This is a genomic window from Facklamia sp. P9177, assembly GCF_050409585.1.
Classification (GTDB): Bacteria; Bacillota; Bacilli; order Lactobacillales; family Aerococcaceae; genus Facklamia.
In genome coordinates this window covers 24,819-44,398 of the sequence record NZ_JBNUPE010000009.1, presented here as the reverse complement: position 1 = coordinate 44,398, position 19,580 = coordinate 24,819, and the positions used below count along the sequence as shown (strand labels likewise).

Sequence of the window (19,580 nt, the reverse complement as noted above, 5' to 3'; positions counted from 1 at the left end):
AACTGTTGGATAAATTATGCCTTAGCCACCTTAGTAATTTCCACATCAAATGAGCCGCCCGGTGTTTCAATAGTTACTTTATCACCCACTTTATGGCCTAATAGAGCTTTGGCCATTGGCGAATCGTTAGAAATCTTATATTCCATTGGGTCTGCTTCAGCAGAGCCAACAATGGTATATGCTTCTTCAGGACCATCAGGCAATTCGTTAAAAGTCACGGTACGACCCAATGTTACTTCATTAGCCGCAACATTTTTATCATCAATAATTTCAGCAAAGCGCATCATATTTTCTAATGTTGAAATACGTCCTTCAACGAAAGCTTGTTCATCTTTTGCTGATTCATATTCTGAGTTTTCAGAAAGATCACCAAAAGACCGGGCTACTTTAATGCGTTCAATAATTTCAGCTCGTTTATTTACTTTTAAATCTTCTAATTCAGCTTCAATTTTTTTCTTACCTTCTAGGGTCATTGGATATGTTTTATCTGCCATCTGTTAATACTCCTTCAAATTAATTAATAATTGTGTTAATTTTAGTAACTAATAAATCTATGGCCACATGATTATGGCCGCCTTCCGGGACAATAATATCTGCATAGCGTTTAGTTGGCTCAGTAAATTGATGATGCATCGGCTTGGCAACTGTTTCGTACTGTTCAAGAACAGATTCTACAGAACGTCCTCTTTTAATGACATCGCGTTTAATTCTTCTAGAAAGGCGAATATCATCTTCCGTATCGACATATATTTTAATATCACATAAGTCACGAATCATTTTATCTTCAAAAATTAAAATCCCTTCTAAGATTAGCACGTCACGTGAAGCTTCTCTACGTGTTTCAAGCGAACGCGTGTAGTTCACAAAATCATAAATAGGGACTTCAATTGTTTCACCTCTTATAAAAGCTTGGATATGTTCAAAAAATAAATCATTGTCAAAAGCAAAGGGATGGTCGTAATTCGTCTTTAATCTTTCCTCAAATGTCAGATGGCTTTGGTCTTTATAATAATTATCTTGTGCTAAGACCAAAACGGACATCTCAGTAAACTGTTCTAATATTCGCTTGCTAACACTTGATTTACCAGAACCTGATCCACCAGTGACACCGATGATGATGGGTCTATCCCCCATTACTTCACTCCCTTAATTGACAAATACATAAAGAAAGCAACCACCCAATAAGAGGTGATTACTTGCTTTCTATTGAACTTGCTCAAAACTATACTTAAGAAAATAACATATAAATTAGCTGAATGCAAGCCATTTCATATTATTTCTTTTTTAGTATTCAAATGCTTGTTAAAAGTTTCATTTGTTGTTCTTGCTATTCTTCTTCTAATTCTGCATTTTCTTGACTCGCTTCTTTTTTTGCTTCATCAAAGAATGGTTGAACGTATTGTTCTACTAAGGCACTATGCTCAGCTTCTGTTGCAGAATAATAGATTTTGCCTGTATTCATATCTGCGACAAAGTAATAGTTATCTGAATAAGTTGGATATATAGTCGCCATAATCGATGATAGAGAAGGACTATTAATCGGTCCTACTGGCAACCCGCTATGTTGATACGTATTATAAGGCGAATCTACTTCTAAATCTTCATAAGTAACCAGCTCTTTATGCTTGCCAAGTGCATAAATAACCGTAATATCACTTTGTAGAGCCATTTCAATGTTTAGACGGTTGAAGAAAACTCCTGCAACTAAGGCGCGATCTTCATCAGTCGATGCTTCTCGTTCAACAACCGAAGCCAGACTCAACAACTGGTGATAGTTTAACCAAGTATTGCTAAGGTCTTCTTGCAATTTCTGAAATTCAATATTAGCTTTTCCAACCATATTAATGATTAAATCATCAGCCGTCATGCCAGCAATATAATCATAAGTAGCTGGGAAAAGATAACCTTCTAAACGATATTTTAAGCCTTCAATCTCAGATAGTGGTTGAATCAAGCTTGGAAAACGCCTTAACAAGTCTTCAAACAGCTCTTCACTTTGAACGCGATCAAGAAAAGTATCAGCTTCAATTGGTGTTTGTTCAGCCACTACTTGTGCAATATCAGTTATTTGCATGCCTTCCACAACAGTCAGTGTGGTATCAATATCTTCTTGGATTGGTTCGCCACCTTCCTTTAAAGTTGCAATCAACTCTTCTGCATTCATATTAGGCTTTAATTGATAATAGCCTGCTTGAAAGTCACTAGCTCCTTTAAATTTCATAAACAAATTAAAAATTTGACTATTGTTAACCAGTTTTTCATCTTCTAAAATTTGTGCAATATCACTAGAAGTCGACCCGATGGGAATCGTCACTTCGATTGCCTCAGAACTATTGGCATCCACCGGCCCTAAATCTTTATCCAGTTTCCAATAAATGAGTAAGGTGCCTACTACGATAATAATCAAAAATATCCAAAGAATGATTTTAATTACTCGATTGGTCCAAAGTAATTCTTTAACATGCATGGTTTCATTTACTTTTGCATCTTCTTGTATTCTATTCCAATCTATCTTCATACTTCCTCCTAATAGCCTAATGTTGTAAGCATTATAGCAAATAACACAGTAAATAACTATCCTGACCTAATTAATGAATGATTAAATTAATGTTTCAAGCTTCATGATTTTATAAGAGAAAAAGCTCTTGCCGATTTCATCAATCGGAAAGAGCTTAGCTTTCTTAACTATTCTTCTTCATCTGCCAAAAATGTATTTAATACTTCGTCAATCATGTTCCATTCTTCTTCAGTTTCGATCGCTTGTAAATCACCAGAAGTCCCATCTGGATTTTCTTTATAGGAGTAAGCTTGAATTTCTACTTCTTCTTCTTCATTTGCTCCAGCTGGATAAATAAGGACATAGGATTTATTATAGTCTTGTGAATCAAAGGTGAATAGAATTTCATATAACGATTCGTTGCCTTCTTCATCGACAACAGTAATGTAGTCAATTTCTTTTTCTGCGTGTTCATGATTATGTTCTTCTACCATCTTAACACCCCTATTTCTTATAATCTAAGTAATTTTGTAAAATCATCACTGCCGCTAATTTATCAATTACTTTTTTGCGTTTTTTACGTGAGACATTCCCTTCTTCAATCAGCATCCGTTCTGCTTGAGAAGTAGTCAATCGCTCATCTTGATAAATAATTTGACAGTCTGGGACAATTTTATGCAGTTTTTCACCAAATTTTTGGGAAGCCTCTGCTCTTGGTCCTAATGTATTGTTCATATTTTTTGGTAAGCCAATAATGACTTTATCTACTTTATACTCTTCGATGAGTTCTTGAAGACGTTGATAACCAAAGTTATCCGATTCTTCATCAATCGGTATAGTTTCGATTCCTTGGGCTGTCCAACCCATTAAGTCACTAATAGCAACCCCTACCGTTTTAGAACCCACATCTAAGCCCATGCTGCGATTTCCAATTGGCATGAACTAAGACTCCTTCTTAGTTAGATAATACTTGACTAATTTTTCGACAATTTCATCGCGTTCATGACGACGAATGAGGTTACGCGCATCATTGTGACGTGGAATATAAGCCGGGTCACCTGATAAGAGATAGCCCACAATTTGATTGACTGGATCATACCCCTTCTCCTCCAATGCGCGATAGACAATCTCTAAGCTCTCGCGAACTGTATGTTGGTTTAAATCATCTAACTTAAAGAGTATTGTTTCATCTAATGATTGCATAGATGTATTCACCGAACCTTTCTTAATCTCATCAACTTAATACATCCCTAGTTGATTTGTTAGCTATTATCTCCAGTTTACCATAAATGCCTATAAAAAGGCTCTTATTGTGCTTTATTTATAGCTTTTTCACTATTAAAATTGTGTTTCAGGCTAGATCAGTCTATTCTCAATCTCTTGCGGCACTGCTTCTAACAACTGAGGAATAGCCGCTGGATTTTTACCCCCTGCTTGCGCCATAGTCAAACGACCTCCTCCACCACCTTTAATATGTTTTGCTAATGGTTTTATTAAATCTCCCGCATTAATGCCCTTGGCCACTGTTTCTTGATCGACTAAAACTAACAGATTAGCTTTTCCCTCATGAGAAGTGGCTAAAACAAGGATATTAGAAGCAGCTTTTTCTCGCCATGTATCGCCTAAAGATCTTAAAGAATCCATATTTTGATTGTCTACGCTGGCTGCAATAAAGCTAATGTCTTTAACTGTTTGAACATCATCAAAGATTTCATCTGAAGCTTCCTGCATTAAGCGTGCAGTCAAGGAGTCGATTTCAGATTGCTGTACTTTAAGATCCTGTTGTAACTGTTCAATCTTGCTTAGCAGTTGATCACTTTGGCTAACTTTCAATTGATTTTGAACTTCTTTTAGTAGCGATTCGTTCTTTTGATAGTTGGCGATAGCTGCTTGACCTGTTAAGGCTTCAATGCGGCGCAATCCTGCTCCTATACCACTTTCAGCCATTAATTTAAAGGTTCCAATCTCATTAGTATTGTTAACATGAGTTCCTCCACACAATTCGATGGATTCATTGCCTACATTAACTACGCGAACAATTGACCCATATTTTTCACCAAAGAGTGCCATGGCTCCCATTGCTTTTGCTTCATCAATTGGCATTTCACTTATGTCAACATTAATAGCGTTTTCAACCATAAAGTTTACATAGGATTCCACTTGTTTAAGTTCTTCGGCTGACATTTTACCAAAATGTGAAAAGTCAAAACGTAAGCGATCTGGCCCCACATACGATCCTTTTTGATTAGCGTGGTCCCCTAAAACTTCTTTTAAGGCCTTATGTAATAAGTGAGTAGCTGTATGGTTTTGATTGGTCCTCATTCTGGCTTGACGGTCAACTGTCAAAGTATAAGACTGTTCGCGATTTAACGGCATTTCCAATGTTTTCACCTTATGCATAAATTGACCATGAGGACTCTTTTGAACATCTAGGACCTCTGCCAGCATTTGATCGCCATCAAAAATCCCTCCTAAATCGGCTACTTGTCCCCCCATTTCGGCATAAAAAGGTGAGCGGTTAAAGAATACAATCCCTTCACTATTAGCTGGTAATTGGTCCACTTCTTGGTCATCGACGACAATATATTTCAATGTCGCATCTGAACTTAATTGTTCATAACCCACAAAATCAAACTCATAGTCAATAGCTTGTAGAGTTGTCGATTGGATCGCCATCGATCCTTCATCTGTACGTGCGGCACGGGCTCTTTCTCTTTGTTCTTCCATGGCTGTCTCAAAACCTTCAATGTCTACTGTTAGCCCTTCTTCATCAGCCATTTCTTGCGTCAATTCAAGTGGGAAACCGAAGGTGTCATATAAATGAAAAGCCTTGTCTCCATTAATAACCGTTTGGCCTGCTTGACGAACCGCATTGATCACTTGATGAAGTTGGACTTCGCCTTCTTCAATTGTTTCATGGAAACGTTGTTCTTCTTTTAAAAGTACTTCTTTAACAAAGTTTTCTTTTTCGATGAGCTCTTTATAAGGATCACCCATCATAGCCACAATAATTGGCACTAAATCTGAAATAAACAGATGATTAATTCCTAATTTACGACCATGCATAACTGCACGACGGATTAAGCGTCTTAAGATATAGCCACGTCCTTCGTTAGAAGGTAAAGCTCCATCAGCAATAGCAAAGGATACCGCACGGATATGATCAGCAATAACTTTAAAAGAGGTATCTGTTTTTACATCATCACCATAATTGACAGTTGTCAATCTACCAATTGCTTCAATGATCGGCATAAATAAATCTGTTTCGAAATTTGTCGGAACATCTTGCATGACCGAGGCCATCCGTTCTAAGCCCATACCTGTATCAACGTTCTTGTTAGGCAAGGGTTGGTAGCTTCCATCTGGCATATGATTGTATTGTGAGAATACTAGATTCCAAATTTCTAAGTAACGTTCATTTTCTCCTCCTGGGTACATTTCAGGGTCATCAGCTGAAAGGTTTTGATAATTTTCCCCTCGGTCGTAGAAGATCTCTGAATCGGGACCACATGGTCCGGCACCAATATCCCAAAAATTATCAGCCACAGCCACAATATGATCTTCATCTAAACCACATTTTTCTATCCAAATCTGCTTAGTTTCTTCATCTTCGGGATAATAGGTAACATATAGGCGGTTGGGATCAAAATTCAACCATTTTTCTGAAGTTAAAAATTCCCACGCCCATTGAATGGCTTCTTCTTTAAAGTAATCCCCTATGGACCAGTTACCTAGCATTTCAAATAAAGTATGGTGTCGTGCAGTCACACCAACGTTTTCAATATCGTTGGTACGAATACACTTTTGAACATTGGCAATCTTGGGATTGTCAGGAACTTCAGTTCCATCCATGTATTTCTTCAAAGCAGCAACCCCTGAGTTAATCCATAACAGCGTTGGATCGTTAATTGGAATGAGGTTAGCTGAGGGAACGATTTGATGATTTTTCTCTGCAAAAAAATCTAAAAACATCTGACGTATTTCTTTACTCTTTAATGGTTTCATGCCGCATTCTCCTTCAATAAAAATAAAGAGTCATTATATGCAAGGGCGCTTAACCACGGTACCACCTTGCTTATAATAACTCTTGGTTATCTTCTTAAGTGACTGTTAACGCCAGCAAAACGCCAATCTTTCGAATGGTCCGTATGAGGGAGCATCAATGTCTTGATTACTTGCACCAAATGTAATCTCTCTAGAATGACCTGACATGTCCTCTACCTTTAGTAATATAGCAATTTTTATAAAAAAGGTCAATCCTGAATAAAAAAATCTTGCCAGTTAGTATATAATCATTAATAGAAAGTTTTTCATTGAAAAGTAGGTGATCGTACGATAAATTCTTTAGTAAAAGCCTAGGCATCCATAACACCTTTAAAAAATCAAGGAATTGAAGAAAGATAGAAGTTGTAACAAGTTATATAATTAATCTTGAGGACCAGTTATTAAATTAAAATTAGCTAAATAATATTTATAAAAGGTGGTGAAACTTATGAATAAAGATAATCACAAGAAAGATTTAAAAATTGAAAACATTTTGAAAATCTTTCCAATTATAGGCATGATTGGCGTAATCATAATTATATCCGTCTTGCTATCAGGCTTGCCTAAGTCTAATCCACTTTTTTCGATTGGATTGTCCTTAGGGTTAGCTTTACTTTTTATTTCAACAGTAGTGTATATTGCCACATGGCTGATGGAAATAAATTTAGCTTATAGTAGAAAACAATATTCTCTGATGGCCATCTTGATAATCGTCGGCATCCTTTCTGTTTTATTTGAAATTATAATCAATAGATAATGCGATTGAAGTTTTAATTATCAAAACCCCCTAAAGAAACATTCTTTAGGAGGTTTTGCTAGTTACTATTAAAATCACACAAAGAAAGCTTTATTACTATACAAAATCTTCCGGCTTGAGTCCTTCCATGCCAATCATGGGATCGACTTGCCAGATGGTTTGGTCATTTAAGACAAAGCTTTCTTTTGACATTTTGCTTTCTGCTACTTGAGTAACACTTGCTGTATCATCCTCTTGCTTTTTGCTTTTTGTCAGCTCTCGCTTCTTTGCTTGCTCAGTCAAGTTTAATTGTAAGTATTCAGCTAATTTGGTTTTGCGTTCTATTTGAACTTGTGAAACCGCCTTATTAAAACTTTGAGGGTTCCCTACCATGACTAAGGATTTGACCGCCCTTGTCACAGCAGTATAGATGATGTCCCTTCTTAACATGCGTGAATAGCGATCAACCAATGGTAAGATGACTAAGTCATATTCTGATCCTTGTGCCTTATGAATGGAACAACAATAAGCCAGAGTCAGCTGATCCAGTTCATTTTTTCGATAATGGATTTCATTGTCATCAAAATCAACAATCACTTCTTCCACATTATTTGAACTTTCTTTTGCCGTTAAGATAGCAGTTATCTTGCCAATATCCCCATTGTAAACACCCTCTTCTGTATTATTTACCAGTTGAAGAACCTTGTCTCCTATACGGTAGACTTGGTCAAAATGTTTTATCTCACGTTTTTTTGAACTAGCAGGATTCAACATTTCTTGCATCAAGTCATTGATCTGATTGATGCCGCCTGGTCCCTTATACATAGGGGCTAGGACTTGTAGCGTTTGGCTATTAAAGCCTTTTTTAATTGCTGCTGCTACAATCTGTCCAACCACATCACTGACTTGCTGAGCAGAGCAAGGGATAAATGAACGGTCATTATGCTTGGCTAAAAAATCCTCTGGCAGATAGCCTTGACGTATATGGTGAGCTAAATGAACGATGGATGAATCATCGGACTGACGATAAATTTTGGATAGCGAAACAGTTGGAATCAGACCCGAATCAATCATATCTGAAAAAACTTTACCTGGTCCTACTGAGGGCAGTTGGTCCTTATCCCCGACAAAGACTACTTGCATTTCATAGGGAATGGCTTGTAGCAACCAATTCATTAACCACACATCAACCATTGACATTTCGTCGATAATTAAAAGGCTGCCATCAATTATCATCGGTTCAAAGTCTCTTAGCGTCGACTCACGATTATAACCAATTAAGCGGTGAATGGTAGAAGCTGGCAAATGAGAAGTTTCTTGCATCCGTTTAGCCGCCCTGCCTGTCGGAGCCGCCAAACGGATTGGAGAATCAAAATTATCCTCATTTAGATCGGCCAGATCATAGCCATGTAAGATAGCATGTAAATAAATGAGTCCTTGTACCAAGGTTGTTTTTCCGGTTCCTGGACCTCCTGTAATAATAGAGAGAGGGGATTGAATGGCTAATTTTAATGCCTGCTGTTGCTCTTGATCATAGTCAATTTTAATTAAGGCCATAACATCCTCAATGGCTTGATCAATCTCTTCTGCTTCAAATCGCTTAACTTGTTCAGCCATCAGATAGTCGTGAATCTTTTTACTACTTCCGTACTCTGCGTAGAAAATTGAGGGAATGACAAGATCTTCTCCTAGCACTAACAGCTGGTCTTGAATAATTGCAAGATCCAACCCCTTGGTCAATAAATCATCCTCAATCAAAAAGGGGCGACTTTTTTCTAGGAGGTCGCGTGCAGTTCTCAACGAATCCGGTATCGGTACATAGGTATCTCCTTGATCGGTAGAAATTTGTGCCACCGCCATGGTAATAGCTGAAGCAATTCGTTCAGCGGCGTCGGGTTGAATGCCTAATTGTTCTGCTAACTTATCGGCCTTAGTGAATCCGATTCCTTCAATCTCTATTACTAATTGATAGGGATTTTCTTTTATTTGTTCCAGTGTATTCGATTGGAATTTCTTATAGATTCTATCTGCTAAATTAGGACCAAAGCCCCATTCGCTTAACTGCATAAAAATACGTTCTGTTCCTTGAAATTTTAAAAGACTGGCCCTTAATTGATTGGCAACTTTAGCTGTTAAACCACTCACTTTGTCTAAAGCATTGGGATCATCAAGGATTTGATCAATTGCCGTTTCCCCTAATGACTCTACGATTTTTGTGGCTGTTTTAGGACCTACTCCTTTGAAACGATTGCTGGACAAATAATCAATTAAGCCCCTGCGTGAAGTCGGCATCAATTGCTGGTAGCGAGTGACTGAAAATTGCTGTCCAAAACGTGGGTGGTAGACTAATTTTCCAAAAAATTGATAGGGCGTATCGTAATGGATCGTAGTAAATTGACCCGTAATAACCAATTCTTCGTCTACCAAGAGACTCGTTTGATCTAAATCTACACTAATGCGCAAGACCTTATAAAAATTTTGGTCATTTTCGAAGATGGTACTTTCCACGCTACCTACTATTAATTCTTCCATCCACTCTCACCTCACTTGTATGTCTTATTATATCAATCTTTTTTATTAAGAACTAGAGCTTGCCATTCAAAGCTTGCCTAAGACTCTTAATATGTCCATAAAAAAATCACCCTAAATGCTCAGGGTGACTGACAGTTAAATATATTGCCGCATTTGATTATCTTTATAGGCCGCATCAATAATGCCACCTCCTAGACACTCTTGGTCTTGGTAGAAAACTACCGCTTGTCCAGGCGTAATGGCTCGTGCTGGTTCATCAAAAACCACTCGTGCTTTTTTCCCTTGGTCATAAATCGTCACTTCTGCTGGAACATCTTCTTGACGGTAACGAAATTTAATAGTGCATCTAAAAGTCCGATCACTCTTATCACCATCTGTAAAAGAAAGATCCGAAGCTTCTAAGTAATCAGCATATAAATGCGGATGGTGGAAGCCTTGGCCTACATAAAGTGTTTGAGTAGCCATGTCCTTGCCAATCACAAACCAAGGCTCATTGGAGCCATTCGATCCAGTAGATCCGCCTATACCTAAACCATGTCTTTGCCCAATTGTATAGTACATCAATCCCATATGGTCGCCTTTCACTTCACCATCTAAAGTTTTCATTTTACCCGGTTGGTTGGGTAAATAATTAGATAGAAATTGGTTAAAATCTCTCTCTCCAATAAAACATACCCCAGTAGAATCTTTCTTCTTAGCGGTTGCTAAGCCTGCTTGGGCTGCAATTTCACGCACTTGTGTTTTTTCCAAGTGTCCAAGTGGGAATAAAGCTTTTTGTAATTGCTGTTGAGATAATTGATTAAGGAAATAAGTCTGGTCTTTCCTTTGATCCGATGCACGCAACAAATGAACCTGTCCTTTGTCATCTCTTGCTGCTTGGGCATAATGACCCATGGCAATATAATCCGCCCCTAATTCGGTGGCATAATCTAAAAAGGCCTTGAATTTGACTTCTTTATTACACATAACATCCGGATTGGGTGTTCGTCCCTTGCGATATTCACTTAAAAAATATTCAAAAACGCGATCCCAATATTCTTTTTCAAAATTAACTGAATAATAGGGAATACCAATTTGTTCAGCGACTAAGGCAACATCTTCATAATCTTTGGTAGCCGTACAAACACCATTTTCATCCGTATCATCCCAGTTCTTCATGAACAGACCGACCACGTCATAGCCTTCTTCCTTTAGTAATAAGGCGGCTACCGAAGAATCGACACCTCCTGACATACCTATCACTACTCGCGTTTGTGCTTTATCTTTTGTTGGAGTCATTGGGTCTTCCTTTCTTTTAATATTTATATAAAGATTAAAAACGAACTCACCTTGAATGGAAAGTCCGTTTAGATACATTCAAAACTATTTTCTATTTTACTTCAACTAGAACGTTTCGGTCAACAAATCCGTCGAAAATGAAATTTATTTTTTCAATTACCATCTCGTTGTTGGCCAGGCTGAACACATTAACCGCCTGCAAACCGTTAGAATTTACGGTTGAAATTTTTAACCCATTTAAATCAGCATTAACAGTTACCTTTAAAACCAAACCTGTACGATGTGTCGAATCTAATTCTCGTTTGTATAAGTAGTTACCTCCACGTGTTTCATTGAAGCCATTATCTCTTAAAGTATAAGGTCTACATTCTGGACTGACTTCAAAAGTTCGATTGAATCCTAATAATTTTGCTTCTGGTGTAAATGCCATTGTTCTACTCCTTACTATTTATTTATTTTTATAATTGCTTCAATTAATTGATCAATCTCATTTTTAGTCGTATAACGACCAAATGAAATTCGAACACTCTCTTGCCAACGCGCTGGGTTATCTGGGTAATAAGCAGTTAGAATGCGACTGGGTTTTACTGAACCGGCTGAACAAGCGGATCCTGCTGAAAGATAAATGTCTTGCATGTCCATTTGAATAATCAACTGGCTAGCTAATTTTCCTTTAAACCAAATACTGTGTATGCGGTTATTATGATGATTAAGATCACCATTTCTTTGATAGTTAATGCTCGCTTCATCTAATCGTTGAAAAAAATATGCTGTTAGTTCTTTAAAATTTCCTTGTAGTTCTTCATACCCCTGATACATCAACTCCAAGGCCTCCACCATACCTAAAATATAAGGAAGGTTTTCAGTTCCTGAACGCTTAGTATATTCTTGATCACCACCTAATAATAAAGGATCTAAGGTCATTTCTTTGTTCCAAGCCTGATAGACCAGAAAACCAATTCCTTTTGGTGCATAAAATTTATGACCTGACCCGTTGAAAGAGCTACAAGGGAAAATTTGTGGGTTAATCGGTTGATAACCAACAGCTTGAGTGGCATCAACATGGAACCAATAGCCCTTTTGCTTAGCATATTGACCTAGGTCTTGGATAGGAAGTTGAGAACCCACTTCATTATTTACTGCCATAGCTGTCCAACCGATGGTCGTTTCTTTACTGGCTTCAATAAATTGCTGTAGTGTGAATTGTTGGTTAGAGTCCGGCTGAATTCGGCTCACTTCAAACCCTCTGTTTTCTAAATCAAGAAGAACCTTATCCACTGCTGAATGTTCAATTGCTGTGGTAACAATATGATTACCTAGACCTAAATCACGTGCTCGAACAGCTTGTGATCGCAGTGCCCAATTGATGGCCTCTGTTGCACCAGAAGTGAAGTACAAATCAGCGTTTTCATCTAATTTTAACAACTCTTTTAAGCGTCGACGCGCTAAGGTCAACTTATTTTTACTTGCCTTTCCTAGCTTATATGTAGCAGAAGGGTTTCCAAAAGATTCTGCTAAAGCATGAGAAATTCGTGCTTGAACACGGAGGTCGACTGGGGTTGTCGCTGCATAATCAAAATATATCATTGCCTCACCTTTTCATTCCTAATACAACTATTATAACGTATTTTAATGATTTTGAAAGTGTTTACTTATAGAAATAAAAGGCGTATATTAATCAAAAAGAGCCTTTTGTGGTAAACTATACACATTATAAGGAGGTTTCCTAATGCAACAACCTTTAGCTTATCGCATGCGGCCGCAGCACATTGATCAAATCTTGGGACAAACTCACCTTGTAGGATCTGGCAAAATTATCCGTCGAATGGTTGAGGCCAAACGTCTTTCTTCTATGATTCTATATGGTCCACCAGGTACCGGAAAAACTTCGATTGCTGCTGCTATTGCTGGTACTACGGAATATGCTTTTCGTCATTTAAATGCAGCAACTGATGCAAAAAAAGATTTAGAAGTTGTCGTCACTGAAGCCAAAATGTCAGGTACCTTGATATTACTATTAGATGAAATTCACCGTTTGAACAAGCTTAAGCAAGACTACTTGTTGCCTCATTTAGAAAACGGACGGATTATTTTAATAGGTGCGACTACTGAGAATCCTTACATTTCGATTAATCCTGCCATTCGCTCACGTACTCAAATTTTTGAAGTCAAACCTCTATCCAGTCAAGAGATTCAAGAGGGGTTACAAAGAGCGATTAAGGATGTTGATCATGGCTTGGGCAAGTATCCAGTTGAAATTACCAAAGACACCCTTGAACATTTTTCATCTGTAACAAATGGCGACATTCGTTCAGCCCTCAACGCATTAGAGTTGGCCGTTCTTTCTACAGCTGAAAACGATCAGGGTAAGATTGTAATCACGCCAGAAATTGCTGAAGAATGTTTACAGCGTAAACGATTAAGCCATGACAAAGATGGTGACAATCACTATGATGTCATCTCTGCTTTTCAAAAGTCAATCCGAGGATCAGATGTGGATGCGGCTATGTATTACTTAGCTATTCTTTTAGAAGCTGGTGAATTAGTCATCGCTTGCCGACGTTTGTTAGTTATTGCCTATGAAGATATTGGTTTTGGCAATCCGCAAGCTACTCAACGAACAGTAGCGGCTGTTGAAGCTGCTGAAAAGTTGGGCCTACCAGAAGCACGCATACCTTTGGCTTTCGCTGTGGCAGATTTAGCCTTAAGTCCTAAATCCAACACCTCCTACCGTGCCATTAATGCGGCCCTGGCGGATATTGAAGCTGGACACACAGGCCCAGTACCAGACAGCTTAAAAGATGGACATTATGCGGGAGCAAAAAAATTAGGTCGCTCCATCGGCTATCAAAACCCTCACGATTATCCCAATCATTTTATCCGTCAACAATATCTTCCCGATCCCCTTAAAAATAAGCAATACTTCAAAGCCGAACCAACAGGAAAATACGAAGCTGCTATTAACCAATACTATCAAGAAATAAAAAAACAGCAGAATTAGCTTTACATGAAGGTTTAGTTATGGGTTTCGATTTTTCTTTCTCAATACAATAAGCTACTAACGACTAATATTGTAAATGCTTTCATTTTTTCAAACAAAACTATTGCAATTCAATCTCATCGTGTTATACTAGGTACATAGGAAATATATCTGATGTGTTCGAGAGATAGTCAATGTGTTGACCGAACATTTTACATTAGGGATTCTTCAATCGAATACCTATGACAAGCCATCGCATGTGGAAGTCAGAAGCATTTCGTGAGAACCCCACCTAATTGCTAGCGGGTTCAACCTAGCTTTATTGAATCGGCACGATTCGGATATATTTTGAGAGCTGGCAATTGCCAGCTCTTTTTAATGAATCTTTAGATAGAATTGAGGTTAATAATGCTACAAGCTTTGCTCTATGCCTTCCCATCGATATTAGTGATTTTGGCCCTCTATATTTTTTACTTCCGACATTCCTTACTAAAATTGCTCAAGCTACAAGACCTTAGGGTCTTCAATTTAATCGCACTAACCTTTTTTTTATTAGCTATTTTAGGCTTTATCTTAATCTATTTACAATTAAAAATTTGGAGTCTTGTCTGGCTAGTCCTTGTTTTGATTTTGATTACCATGGTCTCTGTGCTCATCTACTTTACTCTTAGGTCGCATTAACTCATTCAAATTAAAAGCCCTTCAAAGCTAATAACTTTGAAGGGCTTCGTTTATTTACGTAAGATAACGACTTCTTCTGCTTGGTCTACTTCATTTAATTTGACTGCCACTTTTTCTTCGCTGGATGTCGGGATATTTTTACCGACGAAATCAGCGCGAATTGGGAGTTCACGGTGACCTCTATCCACCAGTATTGCCAATTGAATTTTGGCTGGACGATCTGACGATAGAATCGCATCCAGTCCTGCTCGAATGGTTCGACCTGTATATAAAACATCATCCACCATAATCACAACTTTATCACGCATTGAGTGAGAAAAGTGAGGGGGTTGAACAACAGGTGCTTCATTTTTAAACTTGTGGGTCAAATCATCACGGTAAAAAGAAATATCTAACTCTTCTAGCTCTACTTGAATAGCTTCAATTTGCGAAATTTTTTCAGCTAAACGATGGGCTAAATATATGCCTCTTGTTTTAATTCCTACTAATACTAATTCTTGGACGTTCGGATTCCGTTCGACAATTTCGTGGGCCATTCTCTTTAGAGTTCTATTGATCGCTTGCTCATCTATAATAATATTTTCAGCCATTCATGTGTCTCCTTCAGTTTGGTATCTCTAGACTTCTTTATTTTCTTCCCTTAATAATATACCAAAAGAACGTCATTCTCAAATGAGAATAACGTTCAAACCAACTTATCTTAATGATTATTTTTGATTTTTAAGACGCTCAACGTCACGAGCAATCGCAATTTCTTCGTTAGTAGGAATGTTGATAACTGTTACCGTAGAATCATCTGTAGAAACGATGGCTTCTTGGCGCGTGTTATTACGCTCTTCGTCAATCTTAACACCCATATAACCAAAGTTTCTCATAGTGATTTCACGTGTTTCTTTAGAGTTTTCACCGATACCGGCAGTAAAGACAATCACATCTACACCATTCATCACTGCTACATATTGTCCAATGTATTTAATAATACGATTGAAGAAAATATCTAGAGCTAGTTGTGCACGTTCGTTTCCTGCTTCTGCAGCTTCTTCCACATCACGCATATCGGATGAGACACCTGAAATACCGAGTAAACCAGATTTTTTATTGAAGATAGTTACCATCTCTTCAATGCTTTCAATACCTTCCTTTTGCATGATGAATGGAATTGCAGATGCATCGATATCACCGACACGTGTTCCCATTGTTAAGCCAGCTAGTGGAGTGAAGCCCATTGAAGTATCAACAGATTTCCCTTTCTCCACAGCAGTAATTGAAGCTCCGTTCCCTAAATGACAAGTGATAATTTTAAGATCTTCAATGGGCTTACCTACGATTTCAGCTGCACGGTGGGCCACAAATTGGTGACTTGTCCCATGAGCTCCATATTTACGAACGGAGTAATTTTCATAGTATTCGTACGGAATGCTGTATAAATAATTTTCAACCGGCATTGAAGTATGGAAAGAAGTATCAAAGACTGCTGCCATGGTAGCATGTGGTAATTTTTCTTGGAAAACACGAATTACGACTGCTTCCGCAGGGTTATGTAAGGGGGCGAAATCTCCCAATTCTTCAATGTTTTTGATAACTTGCTCATCTACTAGAGTAGACTCCTTGAAGAGTTCTCCACCAGCTACTACACGGTGTCCGACACCGGTAATTTCTTCAAAGTTTGTGATAACTCCTAAGTCTAGAAGTTTAGTTAGTAATAAATCCACTGCACGAGCATGATCTGCAATATCTTCGACTATTTGAAACTTTTGATCTTCACCATTAGCGTCCGTATATTTAATTTCTAATTTTGAATCGCTTAATCCAATACGTTCAACTAATCCTTTAGAAACCACTGTTTCTTCAGGCATCTCTATGATTTGGAATTTCAAACTTGAAGAACCCGCATTAATCGCCATTGTTTTAGACATTTACAATTTCCCCATTTCTTTGTTAGTTCATATAGGTCTAGTATATCATGTTTATCCTTACACCGTAAACACTGATTCAAAATTTTGTGAAGTTTTTAATAAAGTTTGCTCTATCCTTCAAAAGTTTAATAATTATTAACTTACTGATAATAATAAAGAATTAATGAATTAAAAATAGCTCCCCTCCTTTCAGCCATAACGATTATTACCTTTTAAGGTTGTTTTTTACTTAGTGCCGTTTTTTGACTTGCTGGATAGCCGGGGATACTGGAAATATTGTTAACTACCTGTTATCAACTGGGATAAGTTAGAAGTTTTGTCAAATTTAATAACCCCCATGAGAGCGCCTTTAACCATCTTCAACTAAAGAACGAGTCAATTGAAGGGTTCAATAATAAAATTAAAATACTTAAGCGCAATGTCTATGGTTTTAGGATCTACTACCATTTCATAAATATAATTCTTTTAATATCAAGATTATATGTCAGGAAGAAAAGAAAAGGAGACCAAACAATCATTAGTTGCTTAGTCTCCTTAAATTGTCATCAACCCTATTCGGCACAGAGTCTTAAAAATCTAACACTAGAGTCATAGCCTACAGCTTATTGATTCTCACTTAGGCGTTTTTTTAATTCTGCTACAGAAATTCCTAAGCCCATTGCCAATAAAGCAAGACCCATTGCTACATATTCTCCTTCATCAGAACCGGTATTAGGCAGTGTAACCTCTGACTTGTTGACAGTTACTTCTTCGCTCATAGGTGTATCTGGATCTGGCGTTGGATCTGGATCTGGTGTTGGATCTGGATCTGGTGTTGGATTTAGATCTTCCTGTTTTTGATATACATAGGTTATTTCAACTTTTTTACCTGGTTGATAATTTCCTCCAGCAAGACTTCCATCCTCATTATAAATTGGATTATTGATGGGGTTTTCTACCTTAACCAACTCATAACCCTCTTTATCCTGTTTTTGTGTTTGATAAAATTCGTTCCGTTTACCAATTTGAACTGGCTTGGTATCGGTTATATCCACAACAATTGAACCATCTGATTTTATAGTTTGATAAATATGATGTTCTACAAATGAACCAGTTGCTTCTGTACTTTCACCTGTGGATGATGAGCTTGTATGAGATATAGTTGAGTTTCTCCCAACAATAGCGTTACCACTTGGATCTGCAGAATTATGAAGACGTGTAACAACTTTTATTTTTTCTAAATTATTAGAGGCACCGGGTGAATCCTCTACCAAGGTCATAGTTACTACATAGCGTTCGTTTTCTAACATTCGACCTAATTTAATAACATTAGCATTACCATATTCTGGATTATTCATAATGGTACCATTTATTACAGTTACATTAAAATTAGCATTATCTCCTGTTAAGTTAGGGACCAGACTATCGCGCATAATTTGAGAAGGATAATCTTTATTCCCCTTCTTAGGTATAACTTTATGAATCTTCAGCGAATTAGGATCAATATGAAATTGATCAGCTATGACTCGAATATCAGAATAAAGTCCAATTCGTTCTCCTTTATTGTTTAAATAAACAGTATACTTAAGAAGTTTGCGTCCCTCTGAATCACGTCCTGTTTCAGTGATGCCTTGAACTAATTTCTCTGTTTTAGTATTTCCATAATCTATGGTTATATCTTTAGAGATGGATTCCCCACCAATGGTTACGGTAACAGGATAATCTACATTCTCTATTACAGCTGTGTCTCTATTAGCCACTAATTTCTCGTTAAATGACCCAGTAATATTTTGGTTTAAGTCCACATATTTTGTAAAGATGTATCGAGTAGTATTAGTAGCTGGATCATAAAATGATTCTGCAATAATATTTCCTCGACTATCTTTAAATTGAACTCCATTTCGTGGAACAGTAATACTTCCAGGTAATACATATTGACCGTAATTAACATCAAAATAATCACCAGAATTAATAGCGTTATCTAATTGATAGTTCCCAGTAAAAGCAATCTCCCCATTTTGAGTTGCATTTAATACACTACCGTTCCCACCAAGTATTTTAAATTGCAAATCACTAAATTGGATTAAATCCTTTACATCTCTTCCTGTGGCATTTTGGATAGCAAACATTTGAAAGCCAGAGTGTTTTTCAGCATAATCAATCCCAGCTTGAGTAATTTTCTCCATCAAAACTTCTGCGGACGCATTTTGAAGGGTCTCTTTATCAACGCCTGAAAGGATTCCTTCAATTTCTTCAGCACTGTATATCTCTGCTAATTGTTGACGGATCACCGCCTCGCGATCAATTTCACCATCAATTAATTGATGAAGTTCACTTAACTGGTCATCTGATTCTCCCAAACTTTTTTCTTCTGAATTAACAATGGAGTCTGACTCATTGACTACACTTTCTTCAATCACAGCGGCTTCTTCATCAATGATTAGCTCTTCCTCTGAAACTATTTCTTCTTCAGTAGATATAGATTCTTCAGTAGAACTCTCAGTTGTCTCTTCAACTAAGCTGCCGACTGTTTCTGGAATAGAAGTTGAGACGCTCTCGTACTCTACTGTTTTCTCATCAGCTGATGATTCCACACTCATTTCGGTACTGTTAGTCTCTTCTAACACTTCTTCACTATGAATCTCGTTAGAATCAACTGATTCTACAGTTTCTACAATTGCTGTTGATAAACTCTGATCAACAGCCGATATTTCTGCATCATCAATTTTAATGACTTGGGAAGTTTCCGTAGTGTTTTCTGCTGCTAAAACACTATTCGAACCCCAAAAGAACATACTTGAAATAGCAACGGATGCTAAGCCTGCACTATATTTTCTTAAACTATAGATTTTTTTCTTTCTAGCATTTTTCTTTTGTAACTCTGTAACATTATTCTTTCCTAACATATTATCACTCCTTAAATTTTAAAAAATACCA

At 37.3% G+C, this 19,580-nt stretch carries 17 protein-coding genes and 1 other RNA gene; 4 read left to right on the top strand and 14 right to left on the bottom strand.

The features are described 5' to 3' along the window. Positions 1-14: 14 nt before the first annotated feature. The 7 genes from greA to alaS all read right to left on the bottom strand — a co-directional run bounded on the left by greA (position 15) and on the right by alaS (position 6,502). Positions 15-494: a transcription elongation factor GreA gene (greA, locus tag ACQV18_RS05930; protein WP_428874250.1), complete on the bottom strand. Its 480-nt coding sequence runs from the start codon at positions 492-494 to the stop codon at positions 15-17. A gap of 19 nt (positions 495-513) precedes the next feature. Further along, positions 514-1,134 (bottom strand): uridine kinase, encoded by a 621-nt coding sequence (gene udk, locus ACQV18_RS05925; protein WP_428892708.1) that lies wholly within the window; start codon positions 1,132-1,134, stop codon positions 514-516. 193 nt (positions 1,135-1,327) lie between these two features. After that, positions 1,328-2,518, bottom strand: coding sequence for an endolytic transglycosylase MltG (gene mltG / locus ACQV18_RS05920; protein ID WP_428884899.1), 1,191 nt, complete (start codon positions 2,516-2,518; stop codon positions 1,328-1,330). A 167-nt stretch (positions 2,519-2,685) separates the two neighbouring features. Then, entirely contained in the window at positions 2,686-2,991 is a 306-nt protein-coding gene (locus ACQV18_RS05915) for a DUF1292 domain-containing protein (RefSeq protein WP_428874253.1), read from the bottom strand. A gap of 10 nt (positions 2,992-3,001) precedes the next feature. Next, positions 3,002-3,436 (bottom strand): Holliday junction resolvase RuvX, encoded by a 435-nt coding sequence (ruvX, locus tag ACQV18_RS05910; protein WP_428874254.1) that lies wholly within the window; start codon positions 3,434-3,436, stop codon positions 3,002-3,004. 3 nt (positions 3,437-3,439) lie between these two features. Then, positions 3,440-3,700: an IreB family regulatory phosphoprotein gene (locus ACQV18_RS05905; RefSeq protein WP_428874262.1), complete on the bottom strand. Its 261-nt coding sequence runs from the start codon at positions 3,698-3,700 to the stop codon at positions 3,440-3,442. 153 nt (positions 3,701-3,853) lie between these two features. Next, entirely contained in the window at positions 3,854-6,502 is a 2,649-nt protein-coding gene (alaS, locus tag ACQV18_RS05900; RefSeq protein WP_428892707.1) for an alanine--tRNA ligase, read from the bottom strand. A gap of 487 nt (positions 6,503-6,989) precedes the next feature. On the opposite strand from alaS, the gene ACQV18_RS05895 reads away from it, so the two are divergent. After that, positions 6,990-7,298: a hypothetical protein gene (locus tag ACQV18_RS05895; protein ID WP_428874256.1), complete on the top strand. Its 309-nt coding sequence runs from the start codon at positions 6,990-6,992 to the stop codon at positions 7,296-7,298. 96 nt (positions 7,299-7,394) lie between these two features. Here the strand turns inward: ACQV18_RS05895 and recD2 are convergent, their stop codons facing one another. The 4 genes from recD2 to ACQV18_RS05875 all read right to left on the bottom strand — a co-directional run bounded on the left by recD2 (position 7,395) and on the right by ACQV18_RS05875 (position 12,674). Then, positions 7,395-9,809 (bottom strand): SF1B family DNA helicase RecD2, encoded by a 2,415-nt coding sequence (gene recD2, locus ACQV18_RS05890; RefSeq protein ID WP_428892706.1) that lies wholly within the window; start codon positions 9,807-9,809, stop codon positions 7,395-7,397. 135 nt (positions 9,810-9,944) lie between these two features. Next, positions 9,945-11,087 carry a tRNA 2-thiouridine(34) synthase MnmA gene (gene mnmA / locus ACQV18_RS05885; protein ID WP_428874258.1) on the bottom strand — a complete coding sequence of 381 codons (1,143 nt, stop codon included), beginning with the start codon at positions 11,085-11,087 and terminating at the stop codon, positions 9,945-9,947. A gap of 91 nt (positions 11,088-11,178) precedes the next feature. Further along, positions 11,179-11,517, bottom strand: coding sequence for a cysteine desulfurase (locus tag ACQV18_RS05880; RefSeq protein ID WP_428874259.1), 339 nt, complete (start codon positions 11,515-11,517; stop codon positions 11,179-11,181). Between the two features lie 14 nt (positions 11,518-11,531). Continuing rightward, on the bottom strand, positions 11,532-12,674 hold the full coding sequence (locus tag ACQV18_RS05875; protein WP_428892705.1) for a cysteine desulfurase family protein: 1,143 nt from the start codon (positions 12,672-12,674) through the stop codon (positions 11,532-11,534). Positions 12,675-12,816: 142 nt separating this feature from the next. Between ACQV18_RS05875 and ACQV18_RS05870 the strand changes: the two genes are divergently transcribed. Continuing rightward, the gene (locus ACQV18_RS05870) at positions 12,817-14,088 is read left to right on the top strand and encodes a replication-associated recombination protein A (protein ID WP_428882475.1); all 1,272 of its coding nucleotides are present in this window, start codon (positions 12,817-12,819) and stop codon (positions 14,086-14,088) included. A 144-nt stretch (positions 14,089-14,232) separates the two neighbouring features. Further along, positions 14,233-14,415, top strand: a non-coding RNA gene (gene ssrS, locus ACQV18_RS05865) — 6S RNA. 383 nt (positions 14,416-14,798) lie between these two features. Here the strand turns inward: ssrS and pyrR are convergent. After that, the gene (gene pyrR / locus ACQV18_RS05860; RefSeq protein ID WP_428874395.1) at positions 14,799-15,338 is read right to left on the bottom strand and encodes a bifunctional pyr operon transcriptional regulator/uracil phosphoribosyltransferase PyrR; all 540 of its coding nucleotides are present in this window, start codon (positions 15,336-15,338) and stop codon (positions 14,799-14,801) included. A gap of 117 nt (positions 15,339-15,455) precedes the next feature. After that, positions 15,456-16,664 (bottom strand): acetate kinase, encoded by a 1,209-nt coding sequence (locus tag ACQV18_RS05855; RefSeq protein WP_428892704.1) that lies wholly within the window; start codon positions 16,662-16,664, stop codon positions 15,456-15,458. A 378-nt stretch (positions 16,665-17,042) separates the two neighbouring features. Here ACQV18_RS05855 and ACQV18_RS05850 point away from each other — a divergent pair, with 378 nt between their 5' ends. Further along, entirely contained in the window at positions 17,043-17,258 is a 216-nt protein-coding gene (locus ACQV18_RS05850) for a transposase (RefSeq protein WP_428874423.1), read from the top strand. 8 nt (positions 17,259-17,266) lie between these two features. Here ACQV18_RS05850 and ACQV18_RS05845 read toward each other — a convergent pair whose 3' ends face one another. Further along, positions 17,267-19,549 (bottom strand): Ig-like domain-containing protein, encoded by a 2,283-nt coding sequence (locus tag ACQV18_RS05845; RefSeq protein WP_428892703.1) that lies wholly within the window; start codon positions 19,547-19,549, stop codon positions 17,267-17,269. Positions 19,550-19,580 lie beyond the last annotated feature (31 nt).